This is a genomic window from Sphingobacterium daejeonense (genome assembly GCF_901472535.1).
Taxonomy (GTDB): Bacteria; Bacteroidota; Bacteroidia; order Sphingobacteriales; family Sphingobacteriaceae; genus Sphingobacterium; species Sphingobacterium daejeonense.
Genome location: NZ_LR590470.1, coordinates 2,272,077 through 2,289,530 on the forward strand (window position 1 = coordinate 2,272,077; position 17,454 = coordinate 2,289,530).

Below are 17,454 nucleotides of genomic sequence, written 5' to 3' on the forward strand. Positions count from 1 at the left end.
ATACTGGAAATACTAACTTCGTTTATGCATAAGAAGATTTTACTTATTGATGATGAGGATAAGCTGCGAGAGTTATTGGCAAGAATTATCCAATTCGAATGGGAAGATCTTGAAGTATTTCAAGCTTCTACCTTAAAATCAGGTTATCAGATATTGAAGACTAAGGAAATTGATGTTGTCTTATGCGACGTTAAATTACCAGATGGGAATGGTGTTGAGGCAGTCTCAGAGATTAAGAAATATCAACCTCAATCTGAAGTTATATTGATGACTGCTTTTGGTCAGATTCCAGATGGAGTGCAGGCCATAAAAAATGGAGCCTTCGACTACATCACTAAAGGAGATGACAATAATAAAGTTATTCCATTATTGCATAAAGCTTTTGAAAAAGTTGAGTTAGTAAATAAACTTATAAAGTTAGAGGAGAAGGTAGGCAAAAAATATTCCTTTGATCAAATTATTGGTGACTCCAAAGAGATCCATAACGCAATTAATTTGGGTAAAAAGGTATCTCAGACAGATGCTTCTGTTTTGTTATTGGGAGAAACTGGAACTGGTAAAGAGGTTTTCGCACAGGCTATCCATTATGAGAGCAAGCGTAATTCAAAATCATTTGTTGCTCTGAACTGTTCTGCAGTCAGTAAAGATTTATTAGAATCTGAAATGTTTGGCCATGTTGCTGGATCATTTACTGGTGCTGCCAAAGATAAGAAGGGATTATTTGAAGAAGCTAATGATGGTACATTATTTCTTGATGAAATAGGGCGAGATGCCATTGGAACTACAAGCAAAGTTACTTCGTGTCTTGGAAACTGGCGAATTTCTTAAAGTCGGCGAAACAACCCCTACAAAAGTGAATGTTCGATTAATAGCTGCAACTAATAGAAACTTAGAACAGGAAGCAGAAGAAGGGCACTTTAGGGAGGATTTATATTACCGGATTTCTGTTTTTACAATTAACTTACCCGCTTTAAAAGATAGGAAATCTGATATTCCGCTATTAATTGAGCACTTTGTAAAGGTAAATGCTGCAAAAATGAATATTCAAATTCCCAAGGTTGAACAATCATATATTGATCTTTTGAGCAAGCACAATTGGAAAGGTAATGTGAGGGAATTAAAGAATGTTATTGAACGAAGTTTGATTTTAATAGAAGGACATAGTCTTGATGAAAGATCGCTGCCTTATGAATTCTCCATTGATGATAAAGGTACAGCAAGTGGCACCAAGATGTCACTATCGGAAATTGAAAGAAAGCATATTCAAAAAGTATTGGCTTATACTAAAGGAAATAAAGCAGAAGCAGCAAGGCTTTTGGAAATTGGAGTGGCTACCCTCTATAGAAAAATTGAAGAATATAAGATTTCGTAATGTATTTAAAATACGGATAAATCATTCTCAAAATGATAAGAACCCTATCAAAATGATAGGGTTTTTTTTATGGCTCAATCTCTAGAAAATATTTGTAATTATTTGGTATACAGTTGGTTGTTGTGTTTTTGTTTTTCATTGGAACAAGTTTGGCATTCAAGGTCAAAATGAAATAGAAAAGATAAATAAACACATTGAGTAACATGATTTTAACTATCGCATTATTGATTTTGGGCATTCTTTGTTTTGCCATTTTTTACAAATCAGTTGATTTTTTTGATAAGATCTAAAACTATGGAAAATAAAATAATATCAACCGTAAAAGCATGGATACCGGGATGTTTCCATGATGGAAAGGAGGAGTCTGAATATGAGATTCTTCAACATGTGGCAGAATATTGTTTGATGAACTTTGATGGGTCTGATTGAGGATCAGAAACTTGCTAAGGAGGCTGTTCATGTCATAGGCATTTTATATGGAGGTGGATCCCTACATATTAAAAATGCCATTGAAAATGAGTTTTTGGAACGACTTGCCACAAGTGAATCGCCAGCAAGTTTAAGAAAGCACCTTGCATGTTTTCCCAAAGAAATGAGATCCATTTATATGAAAACCATTTTAGAAAATTAGAGATATGGTAGCATTATTAATTGTAGCCATCATGGTTTTTCTATACACCATGTATGTGCTCTTGAATCCTGAAAAATTTTAAGGACATAAAAAATGAATTTAATAAATACAGATGTATGGGGAGTAATTGCCATGTTTTTCATGACAATCGTTATTGCGATTCCCTTAGGAAAATATATAGCAAATGTGTTTTCAGATAAACCAGGTTTTTTCAGATCTCATATTTGGTCCCCTAGAACGAGTAATTCTAAAGTTGACTGGAGTTGACGCGAAAAAGGAAATGGGCTGGAAAGAGCATTTGATCGCTTTGTTGACCATCAATCTTGTTTGGTTTGTGGTTGGTATGCTGATTTTAATGTTCCAGGCAAATCTTCCATTGAATCCCGATGGTAATCCAAATATGTCACCTGATCTGGCTTTTAATACAGTCATTTCATTTTTGGTGAATTGTAATTTGCAGCATTATTCAGGAGAGACTGGGGTTAGTTATTTTTCCCAAACAGGATTAATGTTCCTTCAGTTTGTCAGCTCTGGTGTTGGCATTGCCGCCGCAGTAGTACTGTTCAAGGCATTAAAGGATAAAGGAAGTAAAACATTGGGTAATTTCTATGATATCTTTTTGAAATCATGTACCCGTATATTATTGCCTATTTCTTTTATTGTTGCCTTAATTCTTGTTTTTCAAGGAACTCCGATGACTTATGAAGGCAAGGACAGTATGATCAATCTTCAAGGAGATACCGTTGAAGTTTCCAGAGGTCCTGTTGCGGCATTTGTCGCTATAAAACATGTGGGTACGAATGGGGGAGGTTTTTTATGGTGCTAATTCAAACCATCCCCCTTGAAAACCCAACCTATCTTACCAATATCGTTGAAATGTTGGCTCAGTTTATAATCCCAGTGGCTATGGTATTTGCTCTTGGATTTTTTATAAATAAGAAAAAGCTATCCTGGATGATCTTTGGGGTAATGACTATTGGTTTTCTATGTTTAGCAGTTCCGAATGTTTTGATGGAGAGCGAGGGCAGTCCTGCTATAGAGCGCTTGGGAATCAATCAAGATTTAGGTTCTATGGAAGGTAAGGAGATTCGTGTAGGTTCTGCTGCATCGGGCTTTTGGTCCATAGTAACTACAGTAATTTCCACAGGTTCCATAAACTCTATGCATGATAGTTCGATGCCGCTATCAGGGATGAACCAAATGCTGGCCATGATGATCAATGCATTTTATGGTGGTAATGGAGTCGGTATACTTAACTTTTTCATATTTATCATTTTAGCAGTTTTTATTTCTGGCTTAATGGTAGGCCGGACTCCAGAATTCATGGGGAAGAAAGTTGAAGCAAGGGAAATGAAGATCGCGATGATGGTTGCATTAATTCATCCTTTTCTAATATTAGTAGGCGCAGCTATAGCAGCAGCTTACCCTAGTATTGGAGCAAATACAACAAATGACCCTGGTTTTCATGGTTTCTCAGAAATGCTATATGAGTTTACATCAGCTTCAGCGAATAATGGTAGTGGATTTGAAGGCTTAGGCGACAATACTTTGTGGTGGAATATCAGTACAGGTATTGTGCTTCTGTTCGGAAGGTTTATTCCGATAATTGGTCCGGTAGCTATTGCTGGGTTGTTATCAGAAAAGCGATATATCCCTGAAGGTGCAGGGACTTTGAAAACTGATACTGGGAGTTTTGGTTTTATGGTACTCGCCGTAATCGTAATTGTTGCTGCCTTGGCATTTTTTCCAGCTTTGACCCTAGGTCCGATAGCTGAATATTTCACAATTAAATAAGAATAGTAATGAAATCAAATAATCCATTTTTTGACCCTGAGTTATTGAAGGTATCCTTTAAAGAAGCTTTTATAAAACTCAATCCAAAGGATATGCTTAGAAATCCGGTGATGTTTACAGTAGAGGTCTGTACTGTTGTGATGGCTGTAGTATGTATCGCAATATTGATGGGGGATAAAAGTCAAGGTTCTTTAGGGTATAATTTTATAGTTTTCTTGATATTACTGATCACCTTATTGTTTGCCAATTTTGCGGAATCATTGGCTGAAGCTAGGGGTAAAGCCCAAGCAGACAGCTTACGTAAAACAAGAGAGGAAACTCCCGCAAAATTAAAAGATGGCAGAACAATTTCATCGTCACAATTGCAGAAAGGAGATGTATTTATATGTGTTGCTGGAGATATCATAGCAAGTGACGGAGAAATCATTGAGGGTTTGGCAACTATTGACGAGAGTGCTATTACAGGAGAATCTGCACCAGTAATTAGAGAAGCTGGTGGTGATAGAAGTTCTGTAACTGGCGGTACAAAAGTTTTGTCTGATGAAATCACTGTATTGGTAACTGCTACTGCTGGGGAGAGTTTCTTGGATAAGATGATCGCTTTGGTCGAAGGAGCCAAAAGACAAAAAACTCCAAATGAAATCGCTTTGACCATTCTTCTAGCAGGATTTACTTTAGTCTTTATTTTGGTTTGTGTGACTCTGAAGCCTTTTGCTGATTATTCAAACGTGCCGATAAGTATAGCTGCATTTATCTCGCTGTTTGTGTGTCTTATACCGACTACTATTGGTGGTTTATTATCGGCCATTGGTATTGCAGGTATGGATAGAGCATTGCGGGCAAATGTTTTGACCAAATCAGGTCGCGCTGTCGAAACTGCTGGAGATGTGGATGTTCTATTATTAGATAAAACTGGTACAATTACTATTGGTAACCGTAAAGCAACCAATTTCCACCCTGCTCCGGGAGTTGAACATGTGGATTTGATACGAGCAGCAACTTTAAGCTCCTTGTATGATGAAACTCCTGAGGGAAAATCTATTGTAGAATTAGCAGGCTTAGATGTTACTCCTTTTAAATCGAAGGAGGCAAAATTCATCAAGTTTACTGCAGAAACAAGATGTTCTGGAGTAGATATGAGTAACCAAAGAATTAGAAAAGGAGCGACAGATTCCATCAAAAAATTAGTAGAAGATGCTGGTCATGCCTTTCCAATTGAGGTGATGAATATAGTTGAACAAATCTCAGGAAACGGAGGTACGCCTCTGGTAGTTTCAGAAAATGAGATTCCACTGGGAGTTGTTGAACTGCAGGATATCGTGAAGCCAGGTATACAAGAGCGGTTTGAGAGATTGAGGAAGATGGGGATCAAGACTGTTATGGTTACTGGTGATAACCCATTGACTGCAGGATATATAGCTAAAAAAGCTGGGGTTGACGATTTTATTGCAGAGGCAAAGCCAGAAGATAAAATGAATTATATCCGTAAGGAACAAGGTGAGGGTAAGTTGGTTGCTATGATGGGTGATGGTACCAATGATGCTCCTGCCTTGGCCCAAGCGGATGTTGGAGTTGCGATGAACAGCGGAACGCAAGCTGCGAAGGAAGCCGGAAATATGGTGGATTTGGATAATGACCCTACCAAGCTAATTGAGGTAGTTGAAATTGGTAAGCAGTTGCTAATGACCCGAGGTACTTTGACCACTTTCAGTATCGCCAATGATGTTGCTAAGTATTTTGCGATTATTCCAGCTCTTTTTGTGGCTTTTATTCCAGCCTTGGCACCCTTAAATATTATGGATCTCAAAAGTCCAGAATCCGCTATTTTGTCCGCTATTATATTTAATGCGATCCTAATTCCTATGCTTATTCCTTTGGCATTAAAAGGTGTGGCTTATAAACCTATAGGAGCATCCGCATTATTGCGTAGAAATATCCTAATATATGGATTTGGAGGTCTTATCGTGCCATTTATCGGCATCAAATTAATAGATGTTTTATTATCTGTATTTATATAATTAATCATGAAAACACATGTATTACCTGCGATTAAAATGACCATTTTAACATTTGTTTTATTCGCAATATTATATCCATTGGTGGTTTGGGGTTTTGCACAGTTGAGCCCAAACCATGGAAATGGTTTCCTAATTGAAAACAATGGGAAATCCTATTACGAAAATATTGGACAACAATTTACTGAAAACCAATATTTCTGGTCGCGTCCATCTGCTGTCGATTATAACGCAGCAGGTTCTGGTGCTAGTAACAAGTCGGGATCTAATCCAGAATATATAAAAGAGGTAGAGGACCGGATAACCCATTTTATGTCACAGAATCCAACGGTTAAAGGAGAACAAATCCCGACTGAGATAGTTACCGCTAGTGGTTAGTGGTCTTGATCCACATCTTTCTGTTAAAGCTTTGGAAATTCAAGTTCCTAGGATTGCGAAAATGCGAAATATAGAGGAAACAGAACTTTTAAGATTGATTGAAAATCACATTGAATCACCATTGTTAGGATTTCTAGGACCAGAAAAGGTTCATGTCCTTGAACTTAATATTGCCTTGGATAAAATGGCTGGAAAGAAAGGAGTGGAAGATGTTAAATAAGTTTTTAGGCTGCGCTACATTTTTCTTAGGACTAGGAATTGCTGAAGCACAGGAATCAAAGGACTCATTACAATCGAACTTGACTTTCGGTGGATACGTTGAAAGCTACTATACCTATGATTTCAATAAACCGGAAGATCATAAAAGGCCAGGATTTATTTACAGTCATCATAGAAGCAATGAATTGTCTGTAAACCTCGCGATGATAAAAGCTAACTTTTCTAATTCAAGGGTTAGGAGCAACTTAGCTTTGGCAGTTGGTAGTTATATGAATGCCAATTATGCTGCCGAAAGAAGGAGTTTGGAAGAATGTATATGAGGCCAATTTAGGATATAAATTGCTAGAAAACCATGAACTATGGATAGATGCTGGTGTTTTGCCTTCCCATATTGGAGGTGAGAGTGGCTATTGTGTTGGACAATATTAGCCTATCTAGAAGTTTGTCAGCTGAGAATTCGGCCTTATTTTGAAACAGGGGCTAGATTGTCATATACTACAGATAATGGCAAGTTTTATTTGGCTGCTTTGGTACTAAATGGTTGGGCAGAGAATTCAATTGCCAAATTCTAGCAAAGGAATGTCTTTTAGGCCCCATCAGATTCAATACAAGCCAAATGAATCTATTGTTCTAAACAGTAGCTCTTTATTATGGAGATGAAGGAACGGACAGTACTAGATTTTTTCACGATCTATATGTTCAAGTAAATATAAATTCTAAATTCAATCTTTTGGCTAATTGGGATTATGGAATTCAAAAACAACCCCTCATATCTGAAAATTTTAATTGGTGGAATGCTGGACTACAAGCTAATTATTTGTTCCATCCAAAAATTGAAAGGCAATGCTAGGTTAGAATATTTCAATGATGAAGATGGTGTGATTTTCGGACGCTTTGATAATCTGGGGGCCAATATATTGGGTTATTCATTGGGGATAGATGTTGATCTTTATAAAGGATTGATGTGGCGGACTGAATTTAGGGGTTTGAATTCAACAGAGAATATATTTACAGATCGAAAGTCTGAGAGCTATGATAAATCCTATACTGTAAGTACAGCAATAGGTTGGAAATTCTAGAATAATATGGAAGCACAGCGTAAATCGGCAGAACATTTCCTTGATTTGATCAAACAATCCCGCCGGGGGAAGTTTAAGATCTATCTTGGTATGTGTGCTGGCGTGGGTAAGACATACAGAATGCTTCAGGAATCTCATAACTTATTGAGAAACGGAATTGATGTTCAAATAGCTTATATTGAAACCCACGACAGAGAAGATACCATAAAAATGTTGGCTGGTTTACCCTTGCTGCCAAGAAAGCAAATTTATTATAAAGGAAATGAATTGGATGATTTGGATGTGGATCTGGTATTACAGAAGCATCCTGAAGTAGTAGTCGTAGATGAATTAGCACATACAAATGTGCCGGGAAGTAAAAATGAGAAACGATGGCAAGATGTAATGGAAATTTTGGATGCTGGGATAAACGTTATTTCTGCTGTCAATATTCAGCATTTAGAAGGTCTTCAAGCGGAAGTTGGAGACATGCTTTCAGTACCAGTTTATGAGCGAATTCCTGACCGTGTTATTCAATCGGCAGATGAAGTTCTATTTGTCGATATTTCTGTAGAAGATCTCTTGAGCAGGTTAAAAGAAGGGAAAATCTATAAGAAAGAAAAAATAGAAACGGCATTAAGGAATTTCTTTCAATCGGAGCAATTACTGTTGCTAAGGGAGCTAGCGCTGAAGGAAGTTGCTGTTCATGCGATCAAAAAACATGAAAAGGAAAAACCCTCGGATTCAAAGCATAAAATTGAAAAGTTTATGGTCTGTATAGGCACAGATGAAAAGAAAGCCAAAAATTTAATCCGAAGAACGTGCAGGTTGGCTAGTTACTATCAGGCTGAGTGGTACGTCCTATATATTCAAACACCCAAAGAGAGCGTCAATAAAATTGCATTGGATAAGCAACGTTATCTAATTAATAATTTTAAATTGGCAACGGAATTGGGCGGACAGGTTATTCAAGTTCAAGGAAAAGATGTCCCAGAAAATATAGTAGATCAAGTACTAAGGATGAGAATAACTACGCTCTGTATAGGTAGACCGTATTGGCCATTCTTAAGAATATTATGGGCCATGGGTATGTTCAGGAGATTAATGAAAAAATTGGAAAAAATTCAAGTGGACTTAATTATTCTGTCATGAAAATTAAAGCTAAACTTTATTTAGGAATAGGATTGTTGTTTTTGATGATTCTAATTCTGGCAACAGTAAGTACGCTGTTTGTCAGTTCACTCAAAAAAGACACGGAGAATGTGCTATCTGCAAACTATATTCAGTTGAATATGCCACGAAATATGCTCAAAGCTTCTGATGAAATTCAACTAAAAAATAATGCGATTTTGCAGCTTGAGGATAATTTTGAAAAACAAAAATTGAATGTTACTGAACCTGGTGAGAGGGAAATCACAGATCGGCTATCACAACAATTAGAAAAATTGAAAAGCACTCCCAATGATCCCCTTATCAATCAAAACTTTCGAACGGCTTTAGTAGAGCTTATGACAGTCAATATGGGATGCAATCGTTAAAAAAAGCGATCAAGCTCAGGAAACTGCAGGAAATGCCTTTGTGCTAATTTCAGTTGTTGGTGCTCTTTGTTTTTTAATTGGCTTCGTTCTGTTTGTAAATCTTCCAAGTAATATCGCCAATCCTATTAAAAAGCTCAGTGACAGTATTAGGGAAATTTCTCGTCAGAACTATAATCAGAGGGTGTATATAGAGGGTAAAAGTGAATTTGCTGAATTGGCCGGTTCATTTAATGTTATGGCAGAGAAACTTCAGGAATATTCCAACAGTAAATTGGACCAAATTCTTGAAGAAAAAAAACGCGTCGAAACATTGGTGAACAGTATGCATGACCCTGTAATCGGTCTTGACGAAAATAGAACAATAACCTTTATCAATGATGAGGCATTACAAGTTTCTGGATTAAAAAGAACTGACTTACTGCAATTAAACACCAGTGATTTAATCAGGAAGAACGATCTGATCAGAGACTTAACAGATTCTTCAAACCAGATGTCGACAATTAAAATAGTCTTAGACAATAAAGAATCCTATTTTGAAAAGGAAATAATTCCAATGGAAATCACGCCAACAGGAGAGACAAAGAGCCAAAAAATAGGGGAGTTGATCGTCTTAAAAAATGTAACATCATTTAAGGAATTAGACGTGGCAAAGACTAATTTTATTGCTACTGTTTCTCATGAGCTTAGGACGCCCAATAGCGTCTATACAATTGAGTTCAGAGTTGTTGAAGCATCCTAGAACTGGCACCTTGTCTGACGATCAGAAAAAACTACTTTCTGGAATTGAAGAAGATAGTTTGAGGTTATTGCGGATTACAAGTGAGTTACTCAATGTTTCGCAAGTTGAGACCGGCAATATAAAATTATATTCTCAAATCACCAGTCCTATTCCTATTGTACAGTACGCAATAAATGCTACCAGAATGCAAGCGGAACAGAAACAAATAGAGATTGAAACCCAAATCGATGATACATTGCCGAAGATCTATGTGGATGAAGAGAAAACTGCATGGGTTTTGACAAACTTTATTACCAATGCAATCCGATATTCTCCTGAAAACAGTAAGATTATAATTAGTCTAAAAAATAACTCTAAGGAACTGATTTCTCGGTAAAAGATCATGGTAAAGGAATTGATGAGGCTTATAAAAACAAGGTTTTTGATCGATATTTTCAGATTCCAGGTAGCGTACGGACAGGAACAGGGCTTGGGCTTTCCATTTCCAAGGATTTTATTGAGAACCAAGGTGGAAAGATCTCCGTCGAAAGTGAATTAGGGGTAGGGAGCACATTTTCTTTTAGGATTCCGGTAATAAATACTTAATCTATCAGATAGGTTTCAAAGTGAGTGACATTTTCTTCAAATTCCAATAAGTATTTTTTGTCTTCTTTATAGTATCTAGCTTTTTCAAATTTCTCTCCGGCAAATTCTTTTATACTATCAACAGAATCCCATTCGGTAACCGTCATAAAATGACAGATGTCGTGATCTATCCGTCGGAGTACTTTGGTGGATAGATTTCCTTTGATGCTGCGGTAATCTTTAATACCTGTATCGAATAAATAATTTAGGTACTCATCAGCATCTTCTTTTTTGGTTATTCCGTGCCAAATCCTTGTTATTATCTTCATGGTTTCTCCTCCTTTCGAACGGTTATATTCTAATTTACTGAATATTTTTGAGTAAAAAATTGGGTTCAACTCGACGTTTTGCCGGGATTGTTCCCAAAAATCAGTGGCTTTTTTGCTATCCATACACCTTGGATTGTGTGATTTTTTATTTTGAATAAGTATTGCTGAACGATTAAGCAAGGAAATTATTTTATCTATTAATAAATAATAACGTTAAGAAATATATCGATTAATCTTTAGTTTCTTCATTCTAATATATTTTTAAAACTAGTTTGATTTTAAGTGAAGTTAACTTTCTAGTAACAATACTTAAGATTATTATTAGCGTAGAGGAGTTTTTTTTTAAGCGCTAAAATTTTACTGAATTTCTCAATAATTAACCAATGGTTTATGCATAAAATTCTAATGTAAATAGATTACTACATTGGTGAATAATTTAAATTACAGGAATTTATTTGTTTAAATATTGATATATGTTTGCAGTGTTAATTGTTAATAATTTATTAATATTAAAAGTTTGTCTAAATAGTTAATTAAGACTAAAGCGTTTAAGATTGATTTTATTGACATAGCAAGTTGAATATCTATCAATATAAGAATGAAAAGAAATAAGATTGAAACCTATGTGTCTCCGCGTATTGTGGAGCTAAAGATTGAGCTAGAGCAAGGTATCCTTGCGTCGTCGGCGACATTTACACCTGGTGATGGTACTGAAGGTAACTACACTCCAGAAGTGGATGATTGGTATGACAGTACTGGGCATCAAGAAATTGAATTATAAAAAATCTGAAATTATAAGAAATGAAATCAAATCTAAAAAGGCCACATGCTAATAGTTTTATTAAGGCTTTATTGTTAGGGGTTTTGTTCTCTAGTTTATTTGCTAGTTGTAACAAGGAAACCAATTCGGCTGTAGACCTACCTACAGGCGATGCTACCATAAGTATTGATGTTGCAGGTGTGAATGATGAAGAAGAAGGAGAAAAGAAAACATCTGTTAGTAAAAGTGCCATGAATTCTATTGGTTATGGTGAAATATTAAGCTCTAAAGAAGTATCATATGAAGGATTAGATGCAGTTGTAAGTACACGGATCGATCAGAAGAGGGATTCCAGATCTATTGTGGCTAACAATCGAAAAAACAATGCCTCAAACTCTGAATTACGTGCTGCAGTCATGACTCCGGGGATAAAATATAGATTATTGCTTTACTTAAACGGGACATTTGTTAAATCTGTAGCTGCAGAATCTGGAGTTGCATCTCATGTTGAAGTTAGTAAAGATGTAGAATATAATTGGTACGCATTTTCGTATAATAGTACAGATGATATTCCGGATGTATCTAATACTTCAGCTCCAACCGTAGAATCTAAGGTAGATAAGCCATTACTGTATGCTAGTGGGACTGTAATGGTTACTGGCGAAGGCGTTGTTGACAAGCCTTTGAGAGTTCAATTTGCACATCGTACGGCAAGAGTAGGTGCGGAAATCAGTGCCCGAGGGCTTTCGCTGGAATTGAGAGCGTAACATCTAGTTTTGCTAGTTCCGATTATATTAAAAAAGGAAATTTAAATTTATTGACAGGTCAGTATGAGTCTTTATCAACTGTGGATGTGGGTAATTTAAATTTTACACAATTTAGTGCAGCCACAAAAGATACCATTAAGGTTGCATACTACTATACTGCTGGACAAGGAGTAAATTCAGCAATTAAAGTGAATGTTCAGGCATTAACATTAAAATTGGATCTTGGAGATACTCGGGTATTTACAAATATGCAGTTTTCAGACAATGTAGACTTAAGTTGGGGTTATAGGAAGAACAGTGTTTTTGGATTTAATTGAATCACCATTGACAGTAAACGGGATAAAATGGGCAAGAACAAATTTATATTTTAGTCAAGCAGATAGGGCATATCGATTTAGACATCAGATTCATGATCCATATAACAGAAGTACTGAAGAGTATTGGAATTTCAAAGCGCCATTCCCTAATGGTACAATCGGTGCTCAAGATCCATGTACTTTAGTTTATCCAAAAAATAAATGGAGAATGCCTAATGGGGATGAAACGCGGAATTTGATTGATGTTAAAGATAGTAGAAGAACACTGAATGCGGATTATGTAGAATATACCGCTACTGGCACTGCGGCACCTTATCCAAGTAATAAGCTTAGAATTAATAAAATGGGTTATTTACAATATTGCATTGGGGATATTTGGACTTCTTAGCGATGATAAGCAAGATGGATATTTTGGGTTAATGAAACTGGATTTTTAGGAGGCGCTTATAACAGGTGTTAATAACTATAGGGTAAGTGATAATAGGCAGTTTTTAGTAACCGGTGATTATGTTTTTGAGCATTGGGCTCAGTCTTCTTGGGGAGGTGCTGAGAATATAAGGTGTGTTAGAAACGAATAGCGTATAACGATTATTATTGTTTAAGGCTATCTCATTGGGGATAGCCTGTTTTTATTTCTCAATTTTTTTTACTGGTTTTTGAATTTTATTTGCTGTCAACCTACTGTAGTCAATCATTTACAAATAATATTTAAGCCAAGGTGTTCTTATTGTTAAATAAAAATGTTATGAGTAGATTCATATCATAATATGATATTTTTATTTCTTTTTAACCTTTAAATTTGAAGGTATTTTAAATAATTGATGAAACTAAATAAAATATTTGTTTTTTAAAATTAACTAATAGTATAATTAAGTGATTTAAAAAAATTTGCTGCTTTTGAAATAGGCTGTATATTCGTAGTGTTGTTCAGAGAAATTTGGAAAATAATGCTCGGTCACACACGCTGTTAATTTTTCAAAATAAGTTTTTTTCAATTAGGTTTCGGTGTTATTATAATAATGCTTAAACCATACGTTCAGAGGCGATAATAAAAAGAAGAAAGAATATCACTAAACTTGAAATTTAAAATTTAAATAAATTCTTCTTTTTAAAATAAAACAACATTAATGAAAAAGATAAGTACTATTATTCTAGCAACGCTGTTTGCTTTAGGTGGTTTCGCGAAGGAACCTTTTGAGAAAGATCCTTGGAAAACGAAATTCATGGCAGAAAAAGTTTACCAAGAGACTTCAGATTTAAATCACTGGTTTGTGGGTGCAAGTGTAGGGGGGCAAGTTTATTTTGGTGACCACGATAAACAATTGTCATTTGGAAAGAGAATAACCCCACAGTTTGAAATTTACGCAGGTAAATGGTTGAACGAGAGATTTGGTTTAAGACTTGGATTAAATGGAATTAATTACAAAGGTCTTACCCAGACTTCGATGTATGGCACAGGAGAGATTTTTCATGCTGGACAGAATTTAGAGTATCAAAAATTCAACTTCATCAATGTGCATGCAGATTTTATGTTCAACTGGACAAACGATGCTTTAGGATATGATCCAGGCCGTTTGTATAACCTGATCCCTTATGTTGGAATTGGTTTTGGAGCAGTACTATCAGATCCAGGATCATTAAAGTTCAGTCCAAACTTGGGTATCCTGCAAACATTCCGTCTAACAGACGCATTGGATTTAACTCTAGACATTAGAGGAAATCTATATGGTGATGAATTCGACGGTGAAGTTGGAGGAAGAAATTTTGAAGGGGCAGCTTCTACTTCGGTAGGAGTAAAATACACCCTCAATAGATAAGCTTAGATTCACTAACTATTAATAATTAGCCTTGGTCTCGCCCGATATCAAGGCTTCTTTTTTTTAGCTTAGTGGAATATTCATATATTTATTTGCTTAATAAAACATATGAGAAAAAAATAGACTATACTACATGTTCATGGCTGCAATTGTCCTTTTTGCAACATCGTGTAATCAAAACAAAAATTCAGAACACAATAACAATTCAACAGAATCAGAATTTAGTACTTATACTGTTCCCAAAGCACCCGAGAATATCCAAGGTGAAAGTGCTAAAATCAATTATGTTTTCACTCATTTTTGGGACGATTTCAATTTCCGAGATACTGCCAAGGTATTCGATCCAAATTACGGAGAACAAGCGATAGTCGATTATATTGGACATTTTCCCTTGGTAGGAATTGATACTTTAAAGGAAGGTGTTGAAAACGTTTTGAATGAGGCTAAAATTGAACCCAAAAGTCTTCGAATTTTTTAAATATCAATTTGAAAATTACCTCTCTAATCCTAATTCTCCTGCAAGGAATGATTTATATTATGAAATTGTTCTTGAAAAATTAATTGCTTCCGGCAAGTTAACTCCTGATGAAGTAACAAAATATGAGTCCTTACTTCCCTTATTGCGCAAAAATAAGCCAGGTACAGAAGCAACAGACTTTAAATATTTAATGACTGATGGAACAACTTCCAATTTAAAGTCAATAGAGGCTCCATTTACATTGTTGATGTTTTATGAACCGGGATGTAGTACATGTGAAGAAACCATTGAACATATCAAGAACAATCCAGGATTTAATACAGTTCTAGAAAATGGTGCTCTTAAAATATTAGCAGTTTATCCAGATGGTAATATGGATATCTGGAAAAATTACCAAAAAAATATTCCGCCAAGCTGGATTAATGGTTTAGATACTGATCAATCTGTAGTGAGTAAAGGATTGTATATGATCAAAGCAACTCCAACTATTTATCTTTTAGACAAGACAAAAAGGTAATTTTAAAGATTCTAACTTAAATGAAGTCATTAAGTTCTTTCAAAATATTTAAAGTCTAACATACTAATATAATAGAGCCAGGATTTTCCTGGCTTTTTTTTGTTTTACTGTTGATTATTAGGGGGTTGAATAATTTAGTATATAAGCTGTATATAAATTATCTAACCATGTATATGTAATGTCTTCCTGAATATTCTTTCAATCAGATTTATAAGGAGAAATTTATTGAAAAGAATAAATTAAAAAATACATTATGAAAATTAGAAATTTGAAATTAATTGCTATTGTGTTCGGCTTGTTTATAATAGCATCTTGTACGGGGCAGAAAGGTGATATGACTAAGGATCCTAAATATGCTGATATTGCGAATAATATTTTCATTACCAATGGTCCATTGTTTTATTACCATTACACGCATTCCGACGGTGGAAATCCGGTTATTTTCTTTCAAGAGAGAGTTCTGTTCCAAATGCAGAGTTGAAGGCAGAAATTCCAGCAGGTTCACATGTAAAGATTTTCAAAGTTTTTGAGGTTCCTAATAAGGAAGGTGGAGTCAAGGCGATGGTTGAAGGAGATGTTATTCCGGATGGTTCCAAAGAAAGCTTTAAATATATGGCAGTATACAATGATATTGAGCCAGCCTTGAAGAAATAATTTTCGAATAGACACTCAATAAGGCACACTGCAAGGTGTGCCTTTTTTGTTTATTGTTAACTTATTGTAACATTACCGTAATGTTTTTTACTAAAGCTAAAATTAGCCTTTGATTTATTTGTTAACGATATTTTAAGGCTTACATTTGTTTCAGTTTTAGTTTACCCTCCCAATAATAATTTATTGTCTGGATATACTTTTGATGTTTAATAATTGCAGTCAGCAAATAATTTATTTATCATTTTATGCCACAAAAGACTTTTTCATTTGATCAAACCAAAACTTCGTATTCCATATTAATTGCTATAGCCATAGCCCATCTATCCAACGATATGATTCAGGCAATCATCCCGGCATCCTATCCTTTACTCAAAGAAAACTTTCATTTAAGTTTTGCTCAGATTGGAGTAATTACGTTTTGTTTTCAATTGTCCTCATCCTTGCTACAGCCGATTGTAGGTGCATATACAGACAAGAATCCAAAGCCTTATTCTCAAATTTTTGCTATGTTCTTCAGTATTATTGGTATTATCGCGCTTGCCTATTCCAATAATTATTATTCGGTGTTATTCTCGGTTACCATGGTTGGAATTGGTTCATCCATTTTTCATCCTGAATCTTCGAGGGTTGCATTTCTTTCTTCTGGAGGAAAAAGAAGCTTGGCTCAGTCTATATTTCAAATTGGTGGAAATACTGGCTCGGCGCTAGCACCATTATTGCTTGCACTATTTGTGCTTCCGCATGGACAACGCTATATTTTATGGTTTTTAATTATTGCAATTGTTGCCCAGTTTGTTTTGGGGTATATTGCATCTTGGTACAAACAAGTTTTGGAATCTGTAAAAGGACAAACTAAAAAGCTAATTAAAGTACCTGACCTTTCAAATACTACAATTAACTTCTCCATATTTATTCTACTGCTGCTTATTTTTTCTAAATATGTATATATAGCTAGTATTACGAGTTATCTGCAGTTCTATATGATGGAAAAATTTGCTATTACTGATGTTCAAGCTCAAGTTTATCTATTTTATTTCTTGATTGCCATTGCGTTAGGAACTTTATTTGGAGGATTCCTAGGGGACTATTTGGGTAGAAAATATATTATTTGGTTCTCGGTATTAGGATGTGCTCCATTTACTTTGTTGTTGCCATTTGCGAGTTTGTTTTGGACTGGAATTTTGGTATTTATTATTGGTTTAATTATGGCATCTGCATTTCCATCCATTTTAGTTTATGCTCAGGAGCTGCTTCCTAGGAAGTTGGGAATGGTGTCAGGATTATTTTATGGATTTGCCTTTGGAATGGGAGGGCTAGGTGCTGCCTTTTTAGGATATTGGGCAGATCATACATCCTTAGAAAATATTTACTTGGTTTGTTCCTATTTACCATTGATTGGTATTATGGCTTATTTCCTGCCAAACATGAAGAAAGTAAGGTTTCATGAAGTTTAGGGTAAATATTTGGCGAGCCAGACAGTTGCACAACCACAATGAACATCATTGAC

Annotated in this window: 27 protein-coding genes and 2 pseudogenes; 28 read left to right on the forward strand and 1 reads right to left on the reverse strand. The window is 35.4% G+C overall.

Annotated features, from left to right (window positions below):
• Positions 1–24: 24 nt before the first annotated feature.
• The 18 genes and pseudogenes from FGL31_RS30350 to FGL31_RS25430 all read left to right on the forward strand — a co-directional run bounded on the left by FGL31_RS30350 (position 25) and on the right by FGL31_RS25430 (position 10,329).
• On the forward strand, positions 25–828 hold the full coding sequence (locus tag FGL31_RS30350) for a sigma-54-dependent transcriptional regulator (protein ID WP_446677069.1): 804 nt from the start codon (positions 25–27) through the stop codon (positions 826–828).
• Positions 770–1,372, forward strand: a complete 603-nt coding sequence (locus FGL31_RS30355) for a sigma 54-interacting transcriptional regulator (RefSeq protein ID WP_446677070.1) — start codon at positions 770–772, stop codon at positions 1,370–1,372. Before FGL31_RS30350 ends, FGL31_RS30355 begins: the two co-directional genes overlap by 59 nt.
• A gap of 294 nt (positions 1,373–1,666) precedes the next feature.
• Positions 1,667–1,801 (forward strand): hypothetical protein, encoded by a 135-nt coding sequence (locus tag FGL31_RS27890; RefSeq protein ID WP_262709097.1) that lies wholly within the window; start codon positions 1,667–1,669, stop codon positions 1,799–1,801.
• Positions 1,788–2,003 carry a DUF7674 family protein gene (locus FGL31_RS30360; protein WP_446677080.1) on the forward strand — a complete coding sequence of 72 codons (216 nt, stop codon included), beginning with the start codon at positions 1,788–1,790 and terminating at the stop codon, positions 2,001–2,003. Before FGL31_RS27890 ends, FGL31_RS30360 begins: the two co-directional genes overlap by 14 nt.
• Positions 2,004–2,007: 4 nt before the next feature.
• On the forward strand, positions 2,008–2,085 hold the full coding sequence (locus FGL31_RS29880; RefSeq protein ID WP_099372351.1) for a potassium-transporting ATPase subunit F: 78 nt from the start codon (positions 2,008–2,010) through the stop codon (positions 2,083–2,085).
• A gap of 102 nt (positions 2,086–2,187) precedes the next feature.
• A pseudogene (gene kdpA / locus FGL31_RS10895) lies at positions 2,188–3,797 on the forward strand (potassium-transporting ATPase subunit KdpA).
• An 8-nt stretch (positions 3,798–3,805) separates the two neighbouring features.
• A complete protein-coding gene (kdpB, locus tag FGL31_RS10900) occupies positions 3,806–5,815 on the forward strand; it encodes a potassium-transporting ATPase subunit KdpB (protein ID WP_138091395.1) in 2,010 nt (669 codons plus the stop codon).
• 6 nt (positions 5,816–5,821) lie between these two features.
• Positions 5,822–6,190, forward strand: a complete 369-nt coding sequence (locus FGL31_RS27895; protein ID WP_262709098.1) for a potassium-transporting ATPase subunit C — start codon at positions 5,822–5,824, stop codon at positions 6,188–6,190.
• Complete coding sequence (locus FGL31_RS27900) at positions 6,183–6,410, forward strand: potassium-transporting ATPase subunit C (protein WP_262709099.1); 228 nt, start codon at positions 6,183–6,185, stop codon at positions 6,408–6,410. Before FGL31_RS27895 ends, FGL31_RS27900 begins: the two co-directional genes overlap by 8 nt.
• On the forward strand, positions 6,400–6,729 hold the full coding sequence (locus FGL31_RS10910) for an outer membrane beta-barrel protein (RefSeq protein WP_171017632.1): 330 nt from the start codon (positions 6,400–6,402) through the stop codon (positions 6,727–6,729). The genes FGL31_RS27900 and FGL31_RS10910 overlap by 11 nt, the downstream gene beginning before the upstream one ends.
• Positions 6,692–6,838 carry an outer membrane beta-barrel protein gene (locus FGL31_RS29885; RefSeq protein ID WP_171017633.1) on the forward strand — a complete coding sequence of 49 codons (147 nt, stop codon included), beginning with the start codon at positions 6,692–6,694 and terminating at the stop codon, positions 6,836–6,838. The genes FGL31_RS10910 and FGL31_RS29885 overlap by 38 nt, the downstream gene beginning before the upstream one ends.
• A gap of 271 nt (positions 6,839–7,109) precedes the next feature.
• Positions 7,110–7,259, forward strand: a pseudogene (locus FGL31_RS29890) (hypothetical protein); the annotation flags it as partial.
• Positions 7,204–7,488, forward strand: coding sequence for an outer membrane beta-barrel protein (locus FGL31_RS10925; RefSeq protein WP_394366189.1), 285 nt, complete (start codon positions 7,204–7,206; stop codon positions 7,486–7,488). The pseudogene FGL31_RS29890 and the gene FGL31_RS10925, both read left to right, overlap by 56 nt.
• A gap of 6 nt (positions 7,489–7,494) precedes the next feature.
• Positions 7,495–8,619: a sensor protein KdpD gene (locus tag FGL31_RS10930; protein WP_138091403.1), complete on the forward strand. Its 1,125-nt coding sequence runs from the start codon at positions 7,495–7,497 to the stop codon at positions 8,617–8,619.
• Entirely contained in the window at positions 8,616–9,005 is a 390-nt protein-coding gene (locus FGL31_RS25415; protein ID WP_232046626.1) for an MCP four helix bundle domain-containing protein, read from the forward strand. The genes FGL31_RS10930 and FGL31_RS25415 overlap by 4 nt, the downstream gene beginning before the upstream one ends.
• Before the next feature lie 40 nt (positions 9,006–9,045).
• Positions 9,046–9,744, forward strand: a complete 699-nt coding sequence (locus FGL31_RS25420; protein ID WP_232046628.1) for a HAMP domain-containing protein — start codon at positions 9,046–9,048, stop codon at positions 9,742–9,744.
• Complete coding sequence (locus tag FGL31_RS25425) at positions 9,716–10,120, forward strand: sensor histidine kinase (RefSeq protein ID WP_232046630.1); 405 nt, start codon at positions 9,716–9,718, stop codon at positions 10,118–10,120. The genes FGL31_RS25420 and FGL31_RS25425 overlap by 29 nt, the downstream gene beginning before the upstream one ends.
• Before the next feature lie 17 nt (positions 10,121–10,137).
• Positions 10,138–10,329 carry a sensor histidine kinase gene (locus FGL31_RS25430; protein WP_232047154.1) on the forward strand — a complete coding sequence of 64 codons (192 nt, stop codon included), beginning with the start codon at positions 10,138–10,140 and terminating at the stop codon, positions 10,327–10,329.
• Here the strand turns inward: FGL31_RS25430 and FGL31_RS10940 are convergent.
• Complete coding sequence (locus FGL31_RS10940; RefSeq protein ID WP_197734202.1) at positions 10,326–10,760, reverse strand: hypothetical protein; 435 nt, start codon at positions 10,758–10,760, stop codon at positions 10,326–10,328. The genes FGL31_RS25430 and FGL31_RS10940 overlap by 4 nt on opposite strands.
• A 502-nt stretch (positions 10,761–11,262) precedes the next feature.
• Between FGL31_RS10940 and FGL31_RS10945 the strand changes: the two genes are divergently transcribed.
• The 10 genes from FGL31_RS10945 (at position 11,263) to FGL31_RS10985 (ending at position 17,401) form a co-directional block, all read left to right on the forward strand.
• On the forward strand, positions 11,263–11,418 hold the full coding sequence (locus FGL31_RS10945) for a hypothetical protein (protein WP_232046631.1): 156 nt from the start codon (positions 11,263–11,265) through the stop codon (positions 11,416–11,418).
• Positions 11,419–11,438: 20 nt separating this feature from the next.
• Positions 11,439–12,164, forward strand: coding sequence for a hypothetical protein (locus FGL31_RS10950; RefSeq protein ID WP_138091407.1), 726 nt, complete (start codon positions 11,439–11,441; stop codon positions 12,162–12,164).
• Between the two features lie 50 nt (positions 12,165–12,214).
• The gene (locus FGL31_RS10955) at positions 12,215–12,481 is read left to right on the forward strand and encodes a hypothetical protein (RefSeq protein ID WP_138091409.1); all 267 of its coding nucleotides are present in this window, start codon (positions 12,215–12,217) and stop codon (positions 12,479–12,481) included.
• Positions 12,468–12,869: a hypothetical protein gene (locus FGL31_RS10960; RefSeq protein WP_138091411.1), complete on the forward strand. Its 402-nt coding sequence runs from the start codon at positions 12,468–12,470 to the stop codon at positions 12,867–12,869. The genes FGL31_RS10955 and FGL31_RS10960 overlap by 14 nt, the downstream gene beginning before the upstream one ends.
• A 739-nt stretch (positions 12,870–13,608) precedes the next feature.
• Positions 13,609–14,298 (forward strand): hypothetical protein, encoded by a 690-nt coding sequence (locus FGL31_RS10965; protein ID WP_138091413.1) that lies wholly within the window; start codon positions 13,609–13,611, stop codon positions 14,296–14,298.
• Positions 14,299–14,437: 139 nt separating this feature from the next.
• Positions 14,438–14,776, forward strand: coding sequence for a DUF5106 domain-containing protein (locus FGL31_RS10970; RefSeq protein WP_171017634.1), 339 nt, complete (start codon positions 14,438–14,440; stop codon positions 14,774–14,776).
• Complete coding sequence (locus tag FGL31_RS10975) at positions 14,736–15,293, forward strand: DUF5106 domain-containing protein (RefSeq protein WP_138091417.1); 558 nt, start codon at positions 14,736–14,738, stop codon at positions 15,291–15,293. Before FGL31_RS10970 ends, FGL31_RS10975 begins: the two co-directional genes overlap by 41 nt.
• Before the next feature lie 253 nt (positions 15,294–15,546).
• Positions 15,547–15,774 (forward strand): hypothetical protein, encoded by a 228-nt coding sequence (locus FGL31_RS10980; protein ID WP_138091419.1) that lies wholly within the window; start codon positions 15,547–15,549, stop codon positions 15,772–15,774.
• The gene (locus FGL31_RS22660; protein WP_171017635.1) at positions 15,771–15,947 is read left to right on the forward strand and encodes a hypothetical protein; all 177 of its coding nucleotides are present in this window, start codon (positions 15,771–15,773) and stop codon (positions 15,945–15,947) included. Before FGL31_RS10980 ends, FGL31_RS22660 begins: the two co-directional genes overlap by 4 nt.
• 245 nt (positions 15,948–16,192) lie before the next feature.
• Complete coding sequence (locus FGL31_RS10985; protein WP_099372197.1) at positions 16,193–17,401, forward strand: MFS transporter; 1,209 nt, start codon at positions 16,193–16,195, stop codon at positions 17,399–17,401.
• Positions 17,402–17,454: the final 53 nt, after the last annotated feature.